This window comes from Micromonospora pallida (assembly GCF_900090325.1).
Lineage (GTDB): Bacteria > Actinomycetota > Actinomycetes > Mycobacteriales > Micromonosporaceae > Micromonospora > Micromonospora pallida.
Map to the genome: position 1 here is coordinate 331,593 of NZ_FMHW01000002.1, position 20,364 is coordinate 351,956.

Consider the following 20,364-nt stretch of genomic DNA (forward strand, 5'->3'; position numbering starts at 1 on the left):
CGCGAGGAGCGAGCTTGCGAGCCCCGCAGTCGGCGGCCGGAGGGGGGCACCGTGGCTGACGCGAGGAGTGAGCTTGCGGGCCCCGCAGTCGGCGGCCGAAAGGAGACAGCGTGGCTGACATGATCGTCGACCTGCGTTCGGACACCGTCACCCGCCCCACGCCCGGGATGCGGGAGGCGATGGCCACCGCCGAGGTCGGCGACGACGTCTACGGCGAGGACCCGACCGTCAACGCGCTGGAGGCCGAGGTCGCCGCGCTCTTCGGGCACGAGGCGGCGCTCTTCGCCCCCAGCGGGTCGATGGCCAACCAGATCGCCCTGCAACTGGTTGTGCCCCCGGCCCACGAGCTGCTCTGCGACGCCGACGCGCACGTGGTCACGTACGAGATCGGCGCCGCGGCCGCGTACGGCGGCATCTCGTCGCGGACCTGGCCGGCCGTGGGCGGGGACGTCGACCCGGACGTGGTCGCCGCGATGATCCGCCCGGACGGCTACTGGGCGGTGCCCACCCGGGCGATCGCGGTGGAGCAGACCCACAACCGGGGTGGCGGCGGAGTGATTCCGCTGGACACCCTGCGTACGCTGCGCCGGGTCGCCGACGACGCCGGGGTGGCGCTGCACTGCGACGGTGCCCGGATCTGGCACGCGCACGTTGCCGACGGCGTGCCGCTGGCCGAGTACGGCGGCCTCTTCGACACCCTGTCGGTCTGCCTCTCCAAGGGGCTCGGCGCTCCGGTCGGTTCGCTGGTGGTCGGCAGCGCGGAGCGGATCGAGCGGGCCCGCTTCATCCGTAAGCGGATGGGTGGCGGCATGCGGCAGGCCGGCATTCTGGCCGCCGCCGGTCGGTACGCGCTGGCCCACCATGTGCCACGACTCGCCGAGGACCACGCGAAGGCTGCCCGGCTCGCCGAGGCGATCGCCCCGTCCGGGGTGCTCGCCGGCACCGTCCGCACCAACATCGTGCCGCTGGACCTGACCAAGTCGTCGCTGGACGCGCACGCCCTGGCCGCCGCCGCGCGGGCCGAGGGCGTGCTGGTGTCGGTGCTCGGGCCACGGGTCGCCCGCCTGGTCACCCACATGGACGTCGACGACGCCGGCATCGACCGCGCCATCGCCGTCCTCACCCGCGTCCTGGCCGACTGACGTAGTCCGACGATCAGGTCGGCGCGGCACCAACCGTCACGCCCCACCGCTTCGTCGATCATGGAGTTGTGGTGTGCGATTGGTGACGATCGCGAGGTTTGGGTGGTGCCCGAACTCCATGATCGACGGGGTTGAGAGCGGGCCTGGCGGTCAGGGACGCAGGCGACGGAGGGTGGCGATGTCGGCCGCGTGGCCGACGTGCTGCTCGGTCGGGGTCTCCACGACGACCGGGACGCCGGCGGTGGCCGGGTGGGCCATCAGCTCGGCGAACGCCGGCTCGCCGATGGTGCCCTTGCCGATGTTCTCGTGCCGGTCCCGGGTCGAGCCGCAGAGGTCCTTCGAGTCGTTGGCGTGCACCAGCCGCAGCCGGTCCGCCCCGACGGTGGCCACCAGCGTGTCCAGGGTCGCGGTCATCCCACCCTCGACGGCCAGGTCGTGCCCGGCCGCCCAGGCGTGGCAGGTGTCGAAGCAGACCCCCAGCCAGGGGTGCCGGTCCACCGCGTCCAGGTACGGTCCGAGCTGTTCTACCCGGGACGCCAGCGACCGGCCGCCCCCGGCGCTCGGCTCGACCAGCAGCATCGGCCCGCCGTCCGTCCCGGTGGCGTCCAGCAGCGGCAGCAGCGACTCGCGCACCTGCCGCATCGCGGCCGCGTCGTGGGCGGCGTCCACCGAACTGCCGGCGTGGAACACCACCCCCCGCGCGCCGATTGCCCGGCCGCGCCGCAGCGCGTGCGCCAGGGTCTCCACCGAGCGGGTCACCGTTGCTTGCGTGGGCGAACCGAGGTTGACCAGCAGCGACGCGTGGATGAAGACGGGCAGGCCCCGGGCCGCGCAGCCCTCGGCGAAACGGGCGTCCTGGACCGGGTCACCGGGCGGTAGCGCCCAGCCCCGCGAGTTGGAGACGTAGACCTGCACCACCTCGGAGCCGGCCGCGTCGGCGTACGGCAGGGCCGCCTTCGCCAACCCGCCGGAGGTGGGGGTGTGCGATCCGATGGGCCGGTCGGTGCCAGCCACCTAGAAGCACCCGATGGTGATCGGGGTGCCCGGGGCGACCTGGGAGTTCTCGGGCGGGTTCTGGAAGCGGACCACGCCGTTGGGGTTGAACTGCACCACCACCGGGAAGCCCTGGCTCTCCAGCACCTGCTTGCCCTGCGGACAGGGCATGTCCACCACCCGGGGTACGGCCACCGGGGCCGGTCCCTTGCTGACCTCCATCTTGACCTCGGCACCCTTCTCCACGCCGGAGCCGTCGGCGGGCGACTGCCCGATCACCTCGTCCTTCGGCCGGTCCGAGTCGCGGTAGGTCTCCACCGGCACCAGGCCGAGCTGTTGGAGCTCCTTCCGGGCGTCGGTGACGCTCTTGCCGACCAGGTTCGGCACGGTGATCGGGGCGCGTCCCCGGCTCACCACCACGGTGACCTTGGCGCCCACGTTCACTTCGGCGTCCGCCTTGGGGTTGGTGTCCAGCACCACGCCGGCCGGCAGGTTGTCGTCGTAGCGGGCCGGTCCCTTGACTACCTCCAGCCCCAGGTGGCGCAGGTCGGCCTCGGCGAGTTCGTACTCCTTGCCCACCACGTCCGGCACCGGGAAACGGTCCGGACCGAGGGATAGGGTCAGGGTGATCGTGCCGCCCTTGACGATGCGTTCGGCGGAGGCCGGCTCCTGTGCCAGGACGCTGTCGCGGGGCGCCTTCGCGTCGTACCGGGGGTCGGCGTAGGTGAGGCTGAGACCGGCGCGGGAGGCCTGCGTCTCCGCCTCGGCCTTGGTCAGACTGACCAGCTCGGGGGCGACGGTGTACCGGCCGACGCCGAACCACCAGCCCCCACCGGCGAGGAGTAGCCCGACCACCACCACGGCGGCGACCAGCGCCAGCCGACCCGGTGCGGCCTCCGACACCTGCCGGCGCAGCCGGTCCCACGGGCTGTTCCCCGTCGGGGCGGCCCGCCGTCGGTGCGGCTGGTCCGGCGCGGTGTTCGGGGAGTGGCGGCCGGGTTTCGGCTCCGGTAGCCGGGCCCAGGAGGGCCGTTCGGCGGGGCGGACCGACGCCACGGCCATGGTCGGCTGGGCGACGGCCGAAACGGTGTCGTCGGCGACCCGACGCAGCACGGCGGTGTGCGTGTTGTTGTTGCCGAGGTCCTCCCGGACCACCTGCACCTCGGCCAGGAACGCCCCGGCGTCCGGCGGCCGGGTGCCCGGCTCCCGGCGGGTGGCCCGGACGACCAGCTCGTCGAGCGCCTTCGGCAGCCCCGGAACCAGGGTGGACGGGGCCGGCACGTCCCGGTCGACGTGCTGCCAGGCGACGTCCACCGGGCGGTCGCCGTCGTACGGCACCCGACCGGTGAGCATCTCGAACAGCACGATGCCGGCCGAGTAGACGTCGGTCCGCGGGTCCGCGTGGCCGTCGGTGACCAGCTCCGGCGCGACGTACGCGACGGTCGCCATCAGCTGGGTGCCCTGCTCCTCGTCGGCGCTCGCCTCGACCGCGCGGGCCAGGCCGAAGTCGGCCACCTTCACCACGCTGTCGACCAGGTTCGCCGCGCCGCCGGTGGGCGCCTCGGCGACCAGCACGTTCTCCGGTTTGACGTCCCGGTGCACCAGGCCGGCCCGGTGTGCCGCGCCGATCGCGGCGAGCATCTGCTCGGTGATGGCCAGTGCCTCGTCCGGGTTGAGCCGGCGCCGTTCGGCCAGCACGTCCCGCAGGGTCCGACCCCGGACGTACTCCATCACCAGGTACGGCAGGCCACGGTGGGTGCCCTGGTCGTAGACGGCGACCACGTTGGGGTGGGTGAGCCGGGCGATGGTCTTGGCCTCGTCGGTGAACCGCTCGACGAAACCGGCCAGGGGGGACCGGGGGTCCGGCGCCTGGGTGGGGTGAATGATCTTGACGGCGACGGTGCGTTCGAGGCGCTCGTCGGTGGCGGTGTACACGGTCGCCATGCCGCCTCGGGCCACGCGACCGCGAATGCGGTAGCGCCCGTCGATCAGCGAGCCCAGCAACGTGTCGGCGACCTGTGTGTCCATCGGGGGGCAGTCTATGTGTACGACCGGCGACGGCAGAACAGGATGCCATAGTGACGCCGTATCGTCACCTCGACGCGCCTGCCGTCCGGTCCCGTTGGTCGCCCGTCGGGGCGACGTGGCAGGGTGATCGGGTGAGCGAATCCGTACCCGCCGACCGGGCCGTTTCCGTCCCCGGTCCCGCCGCCGACGACGCCTGGCTGACCCTGCCCGATGTCGCCGAACGCCTCGACGTGTCGATCAGCAAGGTGCACCAGATGATCCGCGACCGGGAGTTGGTCGCGGTCCGTCGGGACGGGGTCCGGAAGATCCCCGTGGACCTGGTCGCCAACAAGACCGTGCTCAAGCACCTGCCCGGGGTGCTCAACCTGCTCGCCGACGCCGGCTACGACGACGACGCCGCGCTGCGCTGGCTGTACGAGCCCGACGACACCCTGCCCGGCACCCCGGCCGTGGCCCTCGGCGGCGACCTGGCCCGCGAGGTAAAGCGCCGGGCCCAGGCGCTCGGCTTCTGACCGTGCGGCAGTTCGCCTACCTCGGGGTGCTGGCCGGCTGCCTGGTCTGCGCGCTCTGGTTGGAACCGGTGTTCCGGGTCAACGTGCTGCGCCGCTGGCGTCGCCTGCTGCTGACCCTGGTGCCGGTGGTGCTGGTCTTCGTGCTCTGGGACCTCGCGGCGATCGCCGCCGGGCACTGGACCTTCGACCCGGAGCAGGTCACCGGGGTGTTTCTCCCCGGTGGCCTCCCCCTGGACGAACTGCTCTTCTTCGTCGTCGTGCCGGTCTGCGCGATCCTCGGCTTCGAGGCGGTACGCGCGGTCAACCGCTGGCCGGCCGGGGACGAACCCGCCGCCCCGCCCGGCCGCCCGGCCGCCGTCCTGCCTCGGCCCGGCCGCACCGCCGCCGCCCCGCCGCCGGGACCGGGGGAGCGAGCATGACGTACACCGCCGCCGCGTTGCTCGGTGCGGTCTGCGCGGTCCTGGTCGACCTGTACGCGCTGCGCACCCGGCTCCTGCTGCGCCCGGTCTTCTGGGCCACCTACCCGATCGTCGTGTTCTTCCAGTTGATCTCCAACGGGATCCTCACCGGCCGGAACATCGTCCGGTACGACCCGGCGGCGATCGTCGGCGTGCGCCTGGTGTACGCGCCGGTGGAGGATCTGGCCTTCGGGTTCGCGCTGGTGCTGCTGACCCTCTCGGTGTGGGTCTGGCTGGGCCGGCGGGGCGTGCAGCGCACCCCGACCGCCGGCGACGGCAGCCGCCTCCTCCGCCGCCGCTGACCGCAGGGCGGGGTGCCGGCCTCGATGCGGCGGGGTGGGAACCGGCGCCGGTCTCGATGCGGCCCGGGTGGGAGCCGGTGTGCCGGCCGCGACACCACAGGTGGGGGCCGGTGTGCCGGCCTCGACGCCGTCCGGGTGGGTCAGTCGGCGCGGCGGGTGGCGGCGATGGCCAGGTCGACCAGCGCCTGCCGGGCCTCGGTCTCCAGGTCGACAGTGCCGAGCGCGGCCAGCGCGGTGTCGGTGAGGGCGGCGATCCGTTCCTCGGTACGCCCCAGCGCCCCGCTGGCGGTGATTACCTCGCGGAGCCGGGCCACCCCCGCCTCGTCCAGCTCGGGGTCGCCGAGATGCCGGTCGATCAGCGCCCGCCCCGCGTCGCCGGTCCCCGCCACGGCCGCCGCCACCAGGTACGTCCGCTTCCCCTCGCGCAGGTCGTCCCCGGCCGGCTTGCCGGTCTGCGTCGGGTCGCCGAACACCCCGAGCACGTCGTCGCGGAGCTGGAACGCCTCGCCCAGCGGCAGCCCGTACGCCGAGTAGGCCGCCTCGACCTCCAGCGGCGCCTCGGCCAGCGCGGCACCGAGCAGCAGCGGCCGCTCGACGGTGTACTTGGCCGACTTGTAGCGGGCCACCTTCCCAGCCCGTTCCAGCGAGGTGTCCCCGGTAGCCTGGGTCAGCACGTCCAGGTACTGCCCGACGGTGACCTCGGTACGCATCTCGTCGAAGACCGGCCGGGCCCGGGCGAGGGTCCGCGCGTCCAGCCCGGCCCCGTGCAGCAGTTCGTCGGACCACACCAGGCAGAGATCGCCGAGGAGGATCGCCGCGGCGTCGCCGAAGCCCTCGGCGTCCCCGGTCCAGCCGGCGGCGCGGTGCCGGGAGGCGAACCGTCGGTGTACCGCCGGCTCACCGCGCCGGGTGTCCGAGCGGTCCATCAGGTCGTCGTGGATCAGCGCGCTGGCCTGCACGAACTCCAGTGCGGCGAGGGTGGCGACCACCTGGTCGGAGTCCACCCCACCGGCACCCCGGTAACCCCAGTAGGCGAACGCGGGCCGCAGCCGTTTGCCACCCCGCAGCACGAACGCCTCGACCGCCTCGGCGATCGGTGCCAGCGCCTCATCGACCCCGGTCAGCCAGCCGCGCTGGTTGGTGAGGAACTCGGTCAGCGCCTTGTCGACGCGTTGTCGCAGGCCGGCACGGTCGACGGGGGATACGGGAGCTGCGTGGGTCACGCCACGACGCTAGCCGGTCGCCGTCGACGACCGCGCACCACCGGGGGTGTGACGCGCCGGGGAAGGTACGGACCGGCGGCCGTGACCAGCGCCGAGTGCCGGCGTGCCGCCGGTTCCGACCGGTACGCGGTCAGCCGGCGTCCCACCTCGGCGAGCGGACCCACCGCCCGGGCAGACCCGGCCCGGACGGCGGCGAGCAGCGCCTCCCCGGCCGTCGCGCTGGCCAGTTCGACCTCGCCGAGATCCAGGTAGGCGCGGGCCAGCCAGGCCCCGTAGACCGCCGTGGTGCGCGGCTGCCCAGGGCGGCAACCAGCGCGCAGCAGCGGCTCGGCGCGCAGCGGCCGGCCGAGCAGGGCCAGCGTCCGGCCGGTCATCGCGGCCAGCTCCGTCGGGTCGAGCCAGTACAGCCAGGGCGGCTCCCGGCGCGGATCGTGTCGGTCGGCGGCGTGCCGGGCGGCGGTGAGCGCCCGTTCGGCCGTCCGGTGCCGGCCGCCGAGCGCGGCCGCCAGCGCCGCCCGGTGCAGCAGCACCGCCCGCAGCCCGGACGGGGCGCCCGGCCCGACCCCGGTGTGGGCGGTGCGGGCCAGCAGCAGCGCCCCGGCCGGGTCACCCACCCCGGCGAGCAGGTGGCTCGCCGAGCCGAGCACGTGCCCGGCCAGCAGCCGGTCACCGGCGGTCGCGGCAGCCCGCAGCCCCAGCCGGTACGTGGCCAGCGCGCCGGCCGGGTCACCGGCGTCGGCGGCGAGCCAGCCGGCGAGCTGTGCCGTCTCGGCCAGTACGGGCAGCAGCAGCCGCCGCCCAGCCGGGCCGGCCAGCCGCACCGCGCGGGCCACCCGAGCCAACCGGGCGGCGCCCAGCCCGGCCAGATCGGCACCACCGGACAGATCGTCGAGCCGGCGTAACTCGGCCAGCCAGCCCGCCGGGTCGTCCCGCCAGCCGGCCCGGTCGCCGCCCACGGTCGGTGGACTGGCGGTCGGCGGGCCGGTGGGCGGCGGGCCGGGCGGCAGCAGGGCGCCGTCCGGGTCGGCCAGCCACCGCTGGGCCAGGGCCAGCAGCGCCCGTCGTGCCCGGGAGCCGTCCGTCACCGGGTACGCGTCGCCGCGACGGCTCGCCGCGGCGGCCCCGGCCAGCCGACGCCGGGGCACCGCCAGCACCACGGCGAGCCAGCCGAGCCAGAACTCCCCGGGTACGCGGACCTGCCGTTCCCAGCGGGAGACCTCGTGCCGGCTGAGCGTGGGGACCCCGGCGGCGGCGCAGAGCTGGGCGGCGAGGTGGGCCTGACTCCAGCCCCGGGCCAGCCGGAGCCGGGCGAGCAGGGGCCCGAACAGCTCCGGACCGTGCGGCGGGGGCGGGATCATGGCTGGCCTCCGGGAGAGTCGGCGCGGCGACGTCGGCGGCCGGAAACCCGGACCGTACGCCGTCGATCGGACTGCTGACCCCCGCACGTCGGACGACCGACCCCACCGGCTCCCCGCGCTGCCTCACGGTCTACCTGAGGGGTACGACGATTCCCACCAGCGAGCCTCGACCGGCCCCCCAGTGACGGGGGCGTTCGGAAGCACCCTGGCCCGGTAGAGTCGTGGGGTGGCGCTCGGTCTTCCCTCGGTCCTCCCCAGCTCCCAGCCCTCGATCGGGGAGCTGATCCGCGACTGCCAACCGACCTTCTCCTTCGAGTTCTTCCCACCCAAGACCCCGGCGGGCGAGACGCTGCTCTGGCAGGCGATCCGTGAGCTGGAGTCGTTGCGTCCCTCGTTCGTCTCGATCACCTACGGTGCGGGCGGCTCGACCCGGGACACCACCGTGGCGGTCACCGAGCGGATCGCCACCGAAACCACCCTGCTGCCGATGGCGCACCTGACCGCGGTCAACCACTCCGTCGCCGAGCTGCGACACGTGATCGGCCGGTTGGCCGGGGTGGGGGTGCGCAACGTGCTGGCGGTGCGGGGCGACCCGCCCGGCGACCCCACCGGGGAGTGGGTCGCCCACCCAGAGGGGGTGCGCTACGCCGAGGACCTGGTCCGGTTGATCCGGGAATCGGGTGACTTCAGCGTCGGGGTCGCCGCGTTCCCGTACCGGCATCCCCGCTCGCCGGACGTCGCCTCCGACACCGAGTACTTCGTCCGCAAGTGCCGGGCGGGCGCGGACTTCGCGATCACTCAGATGTTCTTCGACGCCGACGACTACCTCCGCCTGCGCGACCGGGTGGCCGCCGCCGGCTGTGACACCCCCATCCTGCCCGGGGTGATGCCGGTGACCCAGCTCGCCACCATCGCCCGGTCCGAGCAACTCTCCGGCGCGCCCTTCCCGCCCGCGCTCGCCGAGCGGTTCGAGCGGGTCGGCGACGACCCGGAGGCGGTCCGTCAGCTCGGCATCGAGCAGGCCAGCGAGATGTGTCGACGGCTGCTCGACGAGGGCATCCCGGGAATCCACTTCATCACCCTGAACCGCTCCACGGCCACCCGCGAGGTCTGGCGGAACCTCCAGGTCGGCGCGCGGGTGTGAGGGAGTAGCCGCGACATCCCGGGTGCCCGCCTACGGTTGATCCGTGGTGGGCACTCCGCTGAGATGGGACGACTACGCGACCGTCTGGGCCCGGCTGCACGGGGGCTTCGACCCCCGGGTGGCCGCCCCGGTGGTGCGCGGCTGGCTGCGGTTCGCGTACCACCTCGGCTACCTACTGGGCCGGCTGCGGGTCTCCCCGACAGCGGTCACCGTCGCCGGGGTGCTGCTCTGCCTCGCGGTGCCACTGCTCGCCGTACGCCCCGTGGACGGCCCGTTCCTCGGCGCGCTGTTCGTCCTGCTCGCCTCGGTGGCCGACAGCGTGGACGGCGCGGTGGCGGTGGTGACCGGTCGGACCACCCGGCTCGGCTACCTCTACGACTCGCTGGCCGACCGGCTCGGTGAGGTCGCCTGGCTGCTGGCGTTCTGGCTGGTCGGGGCGCCGGGTGCGCTGGTGGTGGCCGGTGGCGCGCTCTCCTGGCTGCACGAGTACGTCCGCGCCCGGGCGGTCTCCGCCGGCATGCGTGAGATCGGCGCGGTGACGGTGGGGGAGCGGCCGACGCGGGTCAGCGTGGCGCTGGTCGGGCTGCTGCTGGCCGGACTGACCGGGCTGATCCGGCCCGAGCTGGCCGCCGGCACGATCACCCTGGCCACCGCCGTCTGGGTGCTGCTCGCCGGGTTCGGGCTGGGGCAGCTCCTCGCCGCCGTCCGCCGGGCCCTGTTGGCCGCTGACGCCCCGGCGTCGGCCCGGGGGCGCTGAGGCCGTCCGCCCGCCGGGGTGAGGTGGTTGCAGGGGGCCCTTCCTCATCAAAAAGCGGTAACAGGGGTCCCCTGCTACCAACGAAGCGCTACCAGCGAAGCGCTACCAGCGAAGCGCTACCAGCGAAGCGCTACCAGCAAAGCGCTACCAACGAAGCGCTACCAACGAAGCGCTCAGGACGGGCCGATCCGGTCGGCGACGATCCGGGCGGAGAGAGTCACCATGGGCAGGCCGCCGCCCGGGTGGGTGGAGCCGCCGACCAGGTGCACGCCGTACGCCGGGGCGCGGTTGGCCGGCCGCAGCAAGCCGCCGGCCGTACCGTAGATCGCGCCGCCCGGTGTGGCGGTGGCGGCGTGCAGGTCGGCCGGGGTGCGGATCTCGCGGAACAGCAGCCGGTCCCGCACGTCGATCCCCCGCTCGGCGAGCACGTCCAGGATCCGGTCCGCGTACGCCTCGGCGAGCCCCGGCCGACGCCAGTCGACGGCGGACGCGGCCGTGCCGTGCCGGGCCGCGTTGACCAGCACGAACCATGCCTCGTGGTCGGCCGGGCGGACCAACGGATCGTCGGCCACGGTGACGAAGACGGTCGGGTCGACCGCCGGCCGGGCGCGCCGGCCCCGCCCCGGGTCGCCGAAGACCGCGTCGAACTCGGCGTCGGTGTCGCGCGGGAAGAACACGTTGTGGTGCGCCAGGCCGGTCGGCCCGCGTACCCCGAGCAGCAGCACGAACCCGGCGAGGCTGCGGTCGGCGAGCCCGGCCAGCCGGCCGGGGCTGGGCAGCAGGTCCCGGTAGACGGTCAGCGCGTCGACGTTGGCCACCACCACGTCGGCGGGGACCGGCGCGGCGATCCCACGCAGGCGTACCCCGTGGACCCGGCCGCCGGCCGCGTCGATCCGGGTGACCGCGGTGCCGGTCTGCACGACCACACCGAGGTCCAGGCAGCGCGACAACAGCGCGTCGGCGAGCGTGCCCAGCCCGCCGCGCAGGTACCAGCCGCCGAAGGCCAGCTCGGCGTAGGGGACGGCGACCAGCGCGGCCGGGGCCCGGCGCGGGTCCGCGCCGGTGTAGGTGGCGTACCGGTCGAGCAGCATCCGCAGCCGGGGGTCGCCCAGGTGGCGGCGGCCCAGCCCGCGCAGGGTACGGCCGGGCGCGATCGCGGCCAGGTCGCCCAGCCGCCAGGCCAGCGCCGCCAGGTCCCGGGGTGAGTCGACCGGCCGGCACAGGACGTCCCGCCAGGACGCCTCCCACACCCGCCCGGCGCGTCGCCACAGGCCCTGCCAGTCGGCCGCCGACCGTTCCCCGAAGGCCGCGCCGATCCGGTCGGTGAACTCCACCGGGTCGGCACAGGAGTCCAAGATCGTCCGGCCGCCGGTCGCTGCGTCGGTCGCCGGGCAGGGCCCACCGTCGGGGAAGACGTGCCGCACGATCGGGTCCAGCGGGACGAGGTCCAGGTACTCGTCGAGCTTCGCCCCGGTCGCCTCGAACAGTTCGGTGAAGACCTCAGGGAGGGTGAGCAGGCTCGGCCCGGTGTCGAAGTGGAACGATCCCGCGGGTGTGTCGTGGGTGTACCGGCCGAGCTTCCCGCCGACGGTGTCGGCCTGCTCGAAGACGGTCACCTCGTGTCCCGCCGCGGCCAGCCGGGCGGCGGCGGACAGCCCACCCACCCCGGCACCGACGACCACAACCCGAGCCATGCGTCGCGCCCTCCTAGCCGACCGGACGCCCGCGCCAGGAGAGGCGGCGTCGCTTCCGCAGATGGTACGACCGGACGGTCAGCCAACCGAGGACCACGACCGATACGGGGTGGGCGAGCGCGTCGGGCCACCACCGGCCACCGGTCGCCCGGGCGCTGACCACCCGCCCGGCGACGCCGAGCAGATAGCCGGCGGCGGCGAGTGCGGCGACCGTCGGCGCGCCGGCCACCAGCGCGGCGGCGACCAGCAGCGGCGGTGCCACGTAGAGCAGGCCGAACAGGGTCAGCACGGCCGCCGCCGCGCCCGGGTGGCCGAACGAGGCCCAGAGCGACTTGGTGTAGCCGTCGCGTAGCTGCGGCCAGGTGTCGTACATCCGGCAGTCGGCCAGCCGGGAACCGTCGGCCAGGGCGATCCGCCCGCCGGCCCGCTTCACCGCGCGGGCCAGCTCGATGTCCTCCAGCACCCGGTCCCGGACCGCCGCGTGCCCACCGGCGGCGGTGTAGCCGGCCCGGTCCACCACCAGGAACTGCCCACCCGCCGCCGCCAGCGACGGCCGGGCCGAGCGCTCCATCGCCCGCAGCGGCAGGAAGGTCAGCCACAGCCACTGCAACAGCGGCTGGACCAGCCGGTCGCCCACCGTCGCCACCAGGATCCTCGGGTACGGCGACAGCAGCGTCACCCGCGCGGCGCGCAGTTCGGCGACGGCCGCCGCCACCGCGTCCGGGGCGAGTACGACGTCGGCGTCGACGAAGACCAGCGCGGTGGCCGCCGGGTCGGCGCGCTGCGCGAGCTGGTGGCAGGCGTGCGGCTTGCCCAGCCAGCCCGGCGGCGGCGCGACCCCGGTCAGCACGGTGACCCGCCGGTCGGCGCCGACCACCGGGTGTCCCCCGGCGTGGCGTCGCCGGTCGTCGTCGACCACGGCGCGCACCACCTCGGCGGTGCCGTCGGTCGAGCCGTCGTCGAGCACCATGATCCGTAACCCCGGTACGCCCCGCTGGGCCAGCAGCGCCCGCAGGCACGGGGTGACCCGGGCGGCCTCGTCGCGCAGCGGCAGCAGCACCGCCACCGGCTCGTCGACCACGGCCGGCCGCTCGGCGGGGCGACGCAGCCAGCGGGTGGCGTTGACCAGGGTGTGCCCGGTCAACGCGGCGAGCCCGGCCAGCAGGACCAGCACGGCCACGACCGGGCCGGTCATGCGGCGGCGTCCACCCGCCGGCGTTCGGCCCCTGCCGACGGCCGCTGCCGCCGCTGTCCCCGGGCGAGGGTCACCGCCAGGGGAACCGCCGCCACCGCCATGCCGGCCGCACCCCAGGCCGCCGAGGCGGGCAGCCCGAGGAAGACCGCGTGAGCCAGCACGCTGGACCCGTACGTCCACAGGTACAGCGCGTACATCGGCTGGTCGGCCGGTCCGGTCCGGCCGGCCGCCGCCCCGGCCAGCGGGCGCAGCAGCGTCATCACCAGCAGCCCGAACAGCAGCCAGCCGAGGTAGTTGGTGACCGGGACACCGGGCAGGCCGGGCAGCGCCGGGCTGGCGTCCCGCCAGCGCCAGTACCCCTCGGCGACCATCTGCGGGTCGAGGAAGAGGTCCCAGGTGGCCAGGCCGACGGCGGCCAGCGCGATCCGCCGTACGCCGGGTCGGACGAGACGCGTCGCGGCGAGCCACGCCGGCCAGGCCATCCAGGTCCAGGCCAGCGGGATGACCAGGGGCACCCCGGCGAGCTTCGGCCCGAGTGCGCCGGAGTAGTGGTAGCCGCCGAACGGGAATCCGGTGGCCACGCCGAGCGCCTCGACGGCGAACCCGCCGCCGGTGGCGACCGCGACCAGCGTCACCGCCGTCCGGACACCCCGGGTGAGCAGCGCGTGGCCCACCGAGAGCAGGTAGCCGAGGACGACCGTGGCCACGGTCAGGGCGGCCCGGGTACCCCCGTCGGTGAGCGGGTAGCCGATCTGGGCGAGGACGAGGACGCCGAGCAGCACCCAGGTCAGCCGGGGCGCGCCAGCTCCGGTGGGCGCGGACCCGTCACCGGTCACGACGGGTGCGGGCCGGAGACAGCCGGGCCGGCGGACGTGGTGGGGCCGGCAGGGGCCGGCGGCGGGAGCGGGAGGGGCCGGCCGAGCACCCCGAAGGGGCGTTCGTCGCCGGGGAAGTGGAAGTTGCGCAGCACGTCCACGAAGCCGAACCGGCGGTAGAGCCGCCAGGCGCGGGAGCGCTCCTCGTCGGCCTCCGGGGTGGACAGCAGCGTGGTGCTCCCCTCGGCCATGGTGAGCAGCGCCCGCAGTTGCCCCGCGCCGAGACCGTGCCCCTGCGCCGGGGGCCGGACGTGCAGCTCGACGACCTCGAAGCAGCGGGTCAGCCAGATGTCGCGCCGGGTCGGGTCCAGCGCCCGGCTGACCTGGTCGTGCCACCACTGCCCGGGTACGCCGAGGTAGCCGTACCCGAAACCGGCCAGGTGCCCCTCGGTGGTGAGGCTGGCCACCGCGCGGAAGCCCGGCCGGCGGACGTGGGTGGCGATGTAACCGCGCCGGGACTCCAGCAGTTCCGGGCGGTACCCCATGGCCTCGCCGTAGACGGCGACCACGTCGTCCAACCGCCGGACGAGATCGTCCGGCGTCCACCGCACCAACCTCATACCCGTCCGTCCTCCACCGTTTCCGTGTCGTCGTCACCGGTCCAGCCCAGCACCGCCCGGTCACCCACCACGGCGCGAACCTCGAACCGGGCGAAGAGTTCCTCCGCGTACCAGCCGACGGTGGGGGTACGGGCGATCGCGGCCCGGTGCTCCGGGTGACGGTACGCGAACCCGACCAGGCTCGCCGGGTCACGCCACACGCTGACCGTGCCCTGCCAGCCCACCGGGGCCTCGCCGACGCCGAACCGGGCGAGCAGGCCGGGCGCGTGGCGCAGCGCGGCGGCCACCGGAGGGACGGCTCGCCAGAAGGTGACCGCCCGCCGGGGCCGCAGCCGGGCCCGGGTCAGCGCCAGCACCGGTCCGGTCGTCCGGCTGCCGGCGGTGCCCGACCCCGAGGTGTCGGCGGCCGTACCGGCCTGCGTTGAGCCGGCCGGCACCGGTGCCATCCGGGCCGGTGAGGTGGCGGCGGCCGGACCCGGGGCGGCTGGCCACGCGGGGTCGCCGAACGGCCGCCGGCCGGACCACTCGCCCCGGCTGGACATCGGCCGCAGGTCGAGTCGGACGGCCGCGCGGGCGAGTCGGGCCCAGGAGCGGCCGACCGGGGAGGTGTCGAAGCCGGCCGCCGCCTCGGCCGACGCCCAGACGGTCAGCGCGGCCCATCGGGTCGGGTCGACGTCGCCGGGGCCGAAACCGTCGCCCGTGCCGGTGCCGAGCAGCTTGGCGAAGCGCACCCCGTCGGTGGCGCGCAGCCGGCGCGGGCCGAACGCCATCCGGGGCAGCACCCGGGGCAGGTCGGTCCGCCCGACCCGCCAGACGTGCAGGGTGACCAGCCCGGGGACGGACTCCGGCCCGTTCACGCCACCTCGGCCGGGGTGCCGGTGGTGATCCGCAGCAGTTCCGCGTACGTGGTGGGGAAGACCGCCCGGGGCACCCCGCCGGCGGCCCAGACCTCGGGGTGACCGGCCAGCGCGGTGTCGACCAGGGTGCGCAGCGGGGCGGGGTGACCGAGCGGGGCGACCCCGCCGATGACCTGCCCGGTGTGCGTCCGGACGAAGTCCGGGGTGGCCCGGCGCAGCCGGGTGACCCCGAGCGAGGCGGACAGCCCGGCGGTGTCCACCCGGTGCGCCCCGGAGGTCAGCACCAGCAGCGGTGTGCCGTCCGCGTCGAAGACCAGCGAGTTGGTGATCGCGCCCACTGACACCCCCAGCGCCTCGGCCGCCGCCGCGGCGGTGTGCACCGCGTCGGGGAGCAGACGGACGATGGCGGGCCCGCCGGAACCGTCCCGCGCCGTGGCGGCGTCGAGCGCGTCCTGCACCGCCCGCACATTGGGATGTGGCTGCATACGCCCCATTCTCCCCGGCCCCCCGCCGCCTTCCGCCTCGGCACCCCCGCCGCCCCGCGCCCGTCCGCGTTGATCAAGAGGTTCGCGTCACCCGGAGCCGGGAAGCTGACGCGAACCGTTTGATCAACGCCGCTCGGGCGGGCCGGTGGGGACCACGGCGACCGTGTCCGGTGGAGCGGGTTGGGCGGTCGTCGTCGCGGCAGGGGCCGGGGGCGTCCCGGAGGGCGCGAGTCGGGCCGTCTCGGCCAACGCGACCCCGAGCAGCACCAGGACGCCGCCGGTGAGCTGGGCGGCGTTGAGCGCCTCGGTCGTGCCGAGGGCCACCCAGGCGACCGCTGCGGCGAGCACCGGCTCGACCATGCCGACGATCCCGACGCTGGTCGCCGGCAGGTGCCGCATCGCCCCGGCCACCAGCAGGTACGGCGCCACCGAACCGAGCAGCACCACGTACCCGAGCAGCAGTGGAACCGGTACGCCCCCGCTGGTGCCGGCCAGCGGCGTCCAGTCGCCGATCCCGGTGAGCGCCCGGGTGAGCAGGCCGGCCACGGCGGCGGCCCCGAAGGCCCAGGTGCAGAGCGAGAGCGTGTCCCGCCCCTCGACCCCGCGCGCGCCGAACACGTAGTAGAGCGCGAGGAAGAACGCCGCCCCGATCCCGGCCAGCACGCCGAGACCGTCGAGCTTCGGGTCGCCCCAGACCTCGGCGACGCAGGCCAGCCCGATCAGGCTCAGGGCCAGGCCGGCCCAGAGCCGGGGTCGGACCGGGTGCCGCTGCCCGAACCGGGCCCAGAGGGCGACCAGCAGCGGGGCGGAGTACTCGAAGAGCAGGCCGATGCCGACCGGCAGTCGGGAGATGGCGACGAAGTAGAGCATCGGCACCAGGAAGAACCCGGTCAGCCCGTACGCGACGAGCAGCGGGACCTGCCCGACGGTGACCCGTAGCCGGCGGGCGCCGGGGCGGAGCAGCAGGCTCAGCGCCAGCAGGACGGTGAACGCGCCGGCCGCGCGGAGCAGGGTGAGCTGGGGCGCGTCGATGCCGGCGCGGAGCACCAGCTTGGAGACGGTGCCGTTGACGGCGAAGAGGGCGCCCGAGGTGAGCACCATGGCGACACCGAGGGCGGGGCGGGGGTTGATCACGCCTGCGAGGTTACCGAGGTCGGAGCGCGTCACACGTTGCGTTTTCGTCGGCGGCAGGGTGTACTGTCAGCAGTGGTTAGAACGGGTGTTCGATTGACTCGGGCGCCGGTTCCCACTGCCCGGGAGGGGTGTTTCGCGGCTCCGCTCCCGGGCCGGTGCGGTGCCGCGGACCGCACCGGGCACCGGGCAGTCGCGAGCCCGGTCCCGTCAAGGCAGGATCGTCGTCCGCCGCCCACGACCCCCGGGCGGCGGACGACGAACCCGCCGGTCAAGCCGGCCGGGTGTGGTGTGGGGAAGCGTCCACACCCGGCCGGCCGTCCCGGGTGCGTCTTCCTCCGCACCACCCAGACCAGGCCACGCCGCCGGGCGGAATCCGCCTCCGCCGGTGGCGTGGCCGCCTCGGCGACGCGGAGGAGACAGTCATGCCGTCCAACCCGGCACCCACGGTGCCCGCGCACGTGCTGCCGCACCGCACCCCGACCCAGCTTCTCGCCGTGGCCCGCCGTGGGCTGGCCGAGGCCGCGCAGACTCGTCCCGACGGCCTGCGCTACGCCGCCGCCCACCTGGCGGCGCTGCGCGCGGCGGCGGCCCTGCTGGCCGCCCGCGCCCGTCCCGCACCCGCCCGGCGCAACCGGATCACCAGTGTCTGGGTCTTGCTCGCCGGGGTCGCCCCCGAGCTGGGTGAGTGGGCCACCTTCTTCGCCGCCGGCGCCAGCAAGCGGGCCGCCGCAGAGGCCGGCATCCCCCGGGTGGTGACCGCCCGCGAGGCCGACGACCTGCTCCGCGCCGCCGAACAGTTCGTCGCGGTGGTGGAGACGACGCTCGGTCTGACGCACCAACCGGCCCTCGACGGGCTCGCCGCCTGACCGGAGTCGGCCCTGACCGGGCCGGCCGCCGGGGCTGTCCGCACGTCGACTGCGGACAGCTGGCGCATGTCGTCGACGGGCGGCGCGACCGGGCACGCGGGATGTCGCCACACCACTGATCCAGAACGACACGACGGGGGGCTTGCCCATGGCGGGCCGGATGGTGCTCGGTTCCGCCGCGCTGACCGATCTGGTCCGGCCGGCCAGCGCGTCCGACCCGGCGGGCGTCCAGCGGGTGCTGCCGGTCCTGCCCGAACTCACCGGGCTGCTGCCCAACCGGGGCCTGCGCCGGGGCAGCACGGTCTCGGTCGCCGCCGGCCAGCCCCGCCGCAGCGGCGGGACGTCCCTGATGCTGGCGCTGCTCGCCGAGGCGTCCCGGGCCGGCTCCTGGTGCGCCGTGGTCGGGGTGCCGGCCTTCGGCGCGGTGGCGGCGGCCGAGGCCGGTATCGCGTTGGACCGGCTCGCCCTGGTGCCCCATCCCGGTCCGGAGTGGCCCACCGTCGTCGCCGCCCTGATCGACGGGGTCGACGTGGTGGTCGCCGCGGTCCCCGCCACGGTCTCCGCCTCGGTCGCCAGCCGGCTGGCCGCCCGCGCCCGGCAGCGCGGCAGCGTCCTCGTCCCGTACGGCCGGTGGGCGGGGGCCGACGTCACGTTGCAGGTGGTCCGGGGAACCTGGGAGGGGATCGGGCCGGGACGGGGCCGGCTCCGCCGGCGTGAGGTGACCGTCTCCGCGCGGGGCCGGGGCGCAGCGGCCCGGCCGAAGGAAATCACCGTGTGGCTTCCCGGTGACGGCCGTACCCGGGTCGTCCCCCGGTCCGCGACCGGCCGGCCGACCGCGCCCGCCGTGGCACCGCGACGGGGCCCGTTGACCCTGGTCGGTTCGGCGTGACCCCAGCCTCCCCGCCAGCGCGTGCCGTGGACTCGCCGACTCGCGTCGCCCGGACCCTGCTGCTCTGGTGCCCGGACTGGCCGGTGATCGCCGCCGAGATCGTCGAGGGGGTGCCCGCCACCGGGGCGGTCGCCATCCTGCACGCCAACCGGGTGGTCGCCTGCTCGGAACGCGCCCGTGCCGATGGCGTCCGGCGCGGCCTGCGCAGACGGGAGGCACAGGGTCGCTGTCCGGGGCTGACCGTGGTCGAGTACGACCCGTCGCGGGACGCCCGCGCGTTCGAGCCGGTGGTCGCCGCCGTGGAGGACCTGGTCGCCGGGGTGGAGGTGATCCGGCCCGGAGCCTGTGCGGTGGCTGCCCGGGGTCCGGCCCGGTATTTCGGCGGTGAGGAGGCGGCGGCCGAGCGGATCATCGAACATGTCGCCCAGACATGCGCGGTGGAGAGTCAGATCGGCATCGCCGACGGGACCTTCGCCGCCGGACTCGCCGCACGTACCGGACAGGTCGTGGCGCCCGGCGGCACCCCGGAGTTCCTCGCCGCCCTGCCGATCGAGGCGCTCGGCCGGCCGGCCCTGGCCGACCTGCTGCGCCGGCTCGGCATCCGGACGCTGGGCGACTTCGCCGCGCTCCCCGCCGGGGACGTGCTGGCCCGGTTCGGCTTCGACGCGGCGCTGGCCCACCGCCTCGCCGCCGGGCGGGACCACCGCCCGCTGGCCGTCCGGCAACCCCCGGCCGACCTGACCGTCAGCACCGACTACGACGAGCCGCTCGACCGGGTCGACGCCGCCGCGTTCGCCGCCCGGGCGCTGGCCGAGCGGCTGCACGACCGGCTGACCGCGCACGGTCTGGCCTGCACCCGGCTCGGGGTCGAGGCGGTCACCGCGCACGGTCAGGAACTGCACCGGGTCTGGCGGCACGACGGGCTGCTCACCGCCACGGCCATCGCCGACCGGCTGCGTTGGCAACTGGACGGCTGGCTCTCCGGTGGGGCCGCCCGGCCGGGCCGCCCCACCGCCGGGATCATCCGGTTGCGGCTGGTGCCGGACGGGGTGCTCGCCCAGGTCGGGTTGCAGCCCGGTCTCTGGGGCGGCACCGGCGAGGAACGCGAGCGGGCACACCGGGCGTTGAGCCGCGTGCAGGGCCTGCTCGGCCCGGAGTCGGTGGTGACCGCGGTGCTCGGCGGCGGACGTTCCCCGACCGACCAGGTCCACCTGGTGCCGTGGGGGGACGAGCGCCTTCCCGCGCGTCCCGGCGACCCGACCTGGCCCGCCGCCGACCATCCGACGGGTTCCGGTCCTGGCGACCCGGCCGGGCCCGCCGCCGGCCATCCGACGGGTTCCGGTTCCGGCGACCCGACCTGGCCCGTCGCCGAACGTCCGACGGGTTCCAGTCCCGACGGGGCGATCGGCCAGGTCGGCGTGCCGGCCGGTCAGTCGGGACGGGGATCGGGCTCGGGTGGCTGGTCGAAGGGCCACCGGGCGCGCCCGGGAGGCGCAACCCCGACGCGTCCCGAGCTGCCGCCGTGGCCGGGCCGGCTGCCACCACCCGCGCCGGCCGTGGTGCTGCCCGCCCCGCTCGCCGCGACCGTGCACGACGCCACCGGCGAGCCGGTCGGGGTCAGCGCCCGGCTCCAACTCACCGCCGCGCCGGCCCGGGTGGCCGTCGGCTCCGCCCCGCCGGTGGAGATCGTCGGCTGGGCCGGGCCGTGGCCGGTCGACGAACGATGGTGGGCCCCGGCCGAGGCCCGGCGGGCGGCCCGCTTCCAGTTCCTCCTCGCCGACGGTGCCGCCCTGCTGGTGGCGGTCGAGGCCGGCCAGTGGCTGGTGGAGGCGATCTATGACTGATCGGAAAGTAGATCGTGGCGGGTTCGTGCCCCGGGAAGGGCCGGCGCC

The 20,364-nt window shown here is 75.5% G+C and carries 20 protein-coding genes; 9 read left to right on the forward strand and 11 right to left on the reverse strand.

The genetic code is table 11. The features are described 5' to 3' along the window. Nucleotides 1-110 precede the first annotated feature (110 nt). Nucleotides 111-1,142, forward strand: coding sequence for a threonine aldolase family protein (locus GA0074692_RS01690; RefSeq protein ID WP_091638733.1), 1,032 nt, complete (start codon nt 111-113; stop codon nt 1,140-1,142). A 150-nt stretch (nt 1,143-1,292) separates the two neighbouring features. On the opposite strand, the gene GA0074692_RS01695 is transcribed toward GA0074692_RS01690, so the two are convergent. Together GA0074692_RS01695 and pknB are read right to left on the reverse strand one after the other, a co-directional pair. Further along, on the reverse strand, nt 1,293-2,156 hold the full coding sequence (locus GA0074692_RS01695) for a deoxyribonuclease IV (protein WP_176738254.1): 864 nt from the start codon (nt 2,154-2,156) through the stop codon (nt 1,293-1,295). Next, nucleotides 2,157-4,163, reverse strand: coding sequence for a Stk1 family PASTA domain-containing Ser/Thr kinase (gene pknB / locus GA0074692_RS01700; protein ID WP_091638734.1), 2,007 nt, complete (start codon nt 4,161-4,163; stop codon nt 2,157-2,159). Between the two features lie 131 nt (nt 4,164-4,294). On the opposite strand from pknB, the gene GA0074692_RS01705 reads away from it, so the two are divergent. Genes GA0074692_RS01705 through GA0074692_RS01715 form a run of 3 tightly spaced genes read left to right on the forward strand, consistent with a single transcriptional unit; the run spans nt 4,295 to nt 5,435 of the window. Further along, nucleotides 4,295-4,675: an Rv2175c family DNA-binding protein gene (locus GA0074692_RS01705; RefSeq protein ID WP_091638735.1), complete on the forward strand. Its 381-nt coding sequence runs from the start codon at nt 4,295-4,297 to the stop codon at nt 4,673-4,675. A gap of 2 nt (nt 4,676-4,677) precedes the next feature. Further along, nucleotides 4,678-5,094, forward strand: a complete 417-nt coding sequence (locus tag GA0074692_RS01710; protein WP_091638736.1) for a lycopene cyclase domain-containing protein — start codon at nt 4,678-4,680, stop codon at nt 5,092-5,094. Continuing rightward, a complete protein-coding gene (locus GA0074692_RS01715) occupies nt 5,091-5,435 on the forward strand; it encodes a lycopene cyclase domain-containing protein (protein WP_091638737.1) in 345 nt (114 codons plus the stop codon). Before GA0074692_RS01710 ends, GA0074692_RS01715 begins: the two co-directional genes overlap by 4 nt. A gap of 140 nt (nt 5,436-5,575) precedes the next feature. Here the strand turns inward: GA0074692_RS01715 and GA0074692_RS01720 are convergent, their stop codons facing one another. Both GA0074692_RS01720 and GA0074692_RS01725 read right to left on the reverse strand, forming a co-directional pair. After that, nucleotides 5,576-6,658, reverse strand: a complete 1,083-nt coding sequence (locus GA0074692_RS01720; protein ID WP_091638738.1) for a polyprenyl synthetase family protein — start codon at nt 6,656-6,658, stop codon at nt 5,576-5,578. Further along, entirely contained in the window at nt 6,655-8,016 is a 1,362-nt protein-coding gene (locus GA0074692_RS01725) for an NsdA family TPR-like regulatory protein (protein ID WP_176738255.1), read from the reverse strand. The genes GA0074692_RS01720 and GA0074692_RS01725 overlap by 4 nt, the downstream gene beginning before the upstream one ends. 226 nt (nt 8,017-8,242) lie before the next feature. Here GA0074692_RS01725 and metF point away from each other — a divergent pair, with 226 nt between their 5' ends. Together metF and GA0074692_RS01735 are read left to right on the forward strand one after the other, a co-directional pair. Then, nucleotides 8,243-9,160: a methylenetetrahydrofolate reductase [NAD(P)H] gene (gene metF / locus GA0074692_RS01730; protein WP_091638739.1), complete on the forward strand. Its 918-nt coding sequence runs from the start codon at nt 8,243-8,245 to the stop codon at nt 9,158-9,160. 43 nt (nt 9,161-9,203) lie between these two features. Next, nucleotides 9,204-9,917, forward strand: coding sequence for a CDP-alcohol phosphatidyltransferase family protein (locus GA0074692_RS01735; RefSeq protein ID WP_091638740.1), 714 nt, complete (start codon nt 9,204-9,206; stop codon nt 9,915-9,917). A gap of 173 nt (nt 9,918-10,090) precedes the next feature. Here GA0074692_RS01735 and GA0074692_RS01740 read toward each other — a convergent pair whose 3' ends face one another. From GA0074692_RS01740 to GA0074692_RS01770, 7 genes are all read right to left on the reverse strand, one after another. Beyond that, entirely contained in the window at nt 10,091-11,611 is a 1,521-nt protein-coding gene (locus GA0074692_RS01740; RefSeq protein ID WP_091638741.1) for a phytoene desaturase family protein, read from the reverse strand. A gap of 13 nt (nt 11,612-11,624) precedes the next feature. Next, entirely contained in the window at nt 11,625-12,806 is a 1,182-nt protein-coding gene (locus GA0074692_RS01745) for a glycosyltransferase family 2 protein (protein ID WP_091638742.1), read from the reverse strand. Continuing rightward, nucleotides 12,803-13,642: a carotenoid biosynthesis protein gene (locus tag GA0074692_RS01750; protein WP_091638743.1), complete on the reverse strand. Its 840-nt coding sequence runs from the start codon at nt 13,640-13,642 to the stop codon at nt 12,803-12,805. The genes GA0074692_RS01745 and GA0074692_RS01750 overlap by 4 nt, the downstream gene beginning before the upstream one ends. Beyond that, on the reverse strand, nt 13,639-14,241 hold the full coding sequence (locus tag GA0074692_RS01755) for a GNAT family N-acetyltransferase (RefSeq protein WP_091638744.1): 603 nt from the start codon (nt 14,239-14,241) through the stop codon (nt 13,639-13,641). Before GA0074692_RS01755 ends, GA0074692_RS01750 begins: the two co-directional genes overlap by 4 nt. Next, nucleotides 14,238-15,098, reverse strand: a complete 861-nt coding sequence (locus tag GA0074692_RS01760) for a monooxygenase (RefSeq protein WP_091638745.1) — start codon at nt 15,096-15,098, stop codon at nt 14,238-14,240. The genes GA0074692_RS01755 and GA0074692_RS01760 overlap by 4 nt, the downstream gene beginning before the upstream one ends. Then, on the reverse strand, nt 15,095-15,583 hold the full coding sequence (locus GA0074692_RS01765; RefSeq protein ID WP_091638746.1) for a YbaK/EbsC family protein: 489 nt from the start codon (nt 15,581-15,583) through the stop codon (nt 15,095-15,097). The genes GA0074692_RS01760 and GA0074692_RS01765 overlap by 4 nt, the downstream gene beginning before the upstream one ends. A 123-nt stretch (nt 15,584-15,706) precedes the next feature. After that, nucleotides 15,707-16,717, reverse strand: a complete 1,011-nt coding sequence (locus GA0074692_RS01770; protein ID WP_218106521.1) for an EamA family transporter — start codon at nt 16,715-16,717, stop codon at nt 15,707-15,709. A gap of 422 nt (nt 16,718-17,139) precedes the next feature. On the opposite strand from GA0074692_RS01770, the gene GA0074692_RS01775 reads away from it, so the two are divergent. The 3 genes from GA0074692_RS01775 (at nt 17,140) to GA0074692_RS01785 (ending at nt 20,316) form a co-directional block, all read left to right on the forward strand. Beyond that, a complete protein-coding gene (locus GA0074692_RS01775) occupies nt 17,140-17,583 on the forward strand; it encodes an SAV_6107 family HEPN domain-containing protein (protein ID WP_091638747.1) in 444 nt (147 codons plus the stop codon). Between the two features lie 148 nt (nt 17,584-17,731). Beyond that, nucleotides 17,732-18,472: a hypothetical protein gene (locus tag GA0074692_RS01780; RefSeq protein WP_091638748.1), complete on the forward strand. Its 741-nt coding sequence runs from the start codon at nt 17,732-17,734 to the stop codon at nt 18,470-18,472. 26 nt (nt 18,473-18,498) lie between these two features. Beyond that, a complete protein-coding gene (locus tag GA0074692_RS01785; RefSeq protein ID WP_091638749.1) occupies nt 18,499-20,316 on the forward strand; it encodes a DNA polymerase Y family protein in 1,818 nt (605 codons plus the stop codon). Nucleotides 20,317-20,364 lie beyond the last annotated feature (48 nt).

Bases quoted from the DNA above. Each gene is read 5' to 3' on its own strand.
- GA0074692_RS01725 (WP_176738255.1), bottom strand. From the start codon at position 8,016: ATGATCCCGCCCCCGCCGCACGGTCCGGAGCTGTTCGGGCCCCTGCTC.
- GA0074692_RS01745 (WP_091638742.1), bottom strand. From the start codon at position 12,806: ATGACCGGCCCGGTCGTGGCCGTGCTGGTCCTGCTGGCCGGGCTCGCC.
- GA0074692_RS01715 (WP_091638737.1), top strand. From the start codon at position 5,091: ATGACGTACACCGCCGCCGCGTTGCTCGGTGCGGTCTGCGCGGTCCTG.
- GA0074692_RS01740 (WP_091638741.1), bottom strand. From the start codon at position 11,611: ATGGCTCGGGTTGTGGTCGTCGGTGCCGGGGTGGGTGGGCTGTCCGCC.
- GA0074692_RS01780 (WP_091638748.1), top strand. From the start codon at position 17,732: ATGGCGGGCCGGATGGTGCTCGGTTCCGCCGCGCTGACCGATCTGGTC.
- GA0074692_RS01775 (WP_091638747.1), top strand. From the start codon at position 17,140: ATGCCGTCCAACCCGGCACCCACGGTGCCCGCGCACGTGCTGCCGCAC.
- GA0074692_RS01755 (WP_091638744.1), bottom strand. From the start codon at position 14,241: ATGAGGTTGGTGCGGTGGACGCCGGACGATCTCGTCCGGCGGTTGGAC.
- GA0074692_RS01765 (WP_091638746.1), bottom strand. From the start codon at position 15,583: ATGCAGCCACATCCCAATGTGCGGGCGGTGCAGGACGCGCTCGACGCC.
- pknB (WP_091638734.1), bottom strand. From the start codon at position 4,163: ATGGACACACAGGTCGCCGACACGTTGCTGGGCTCGCTGATCGACGGG.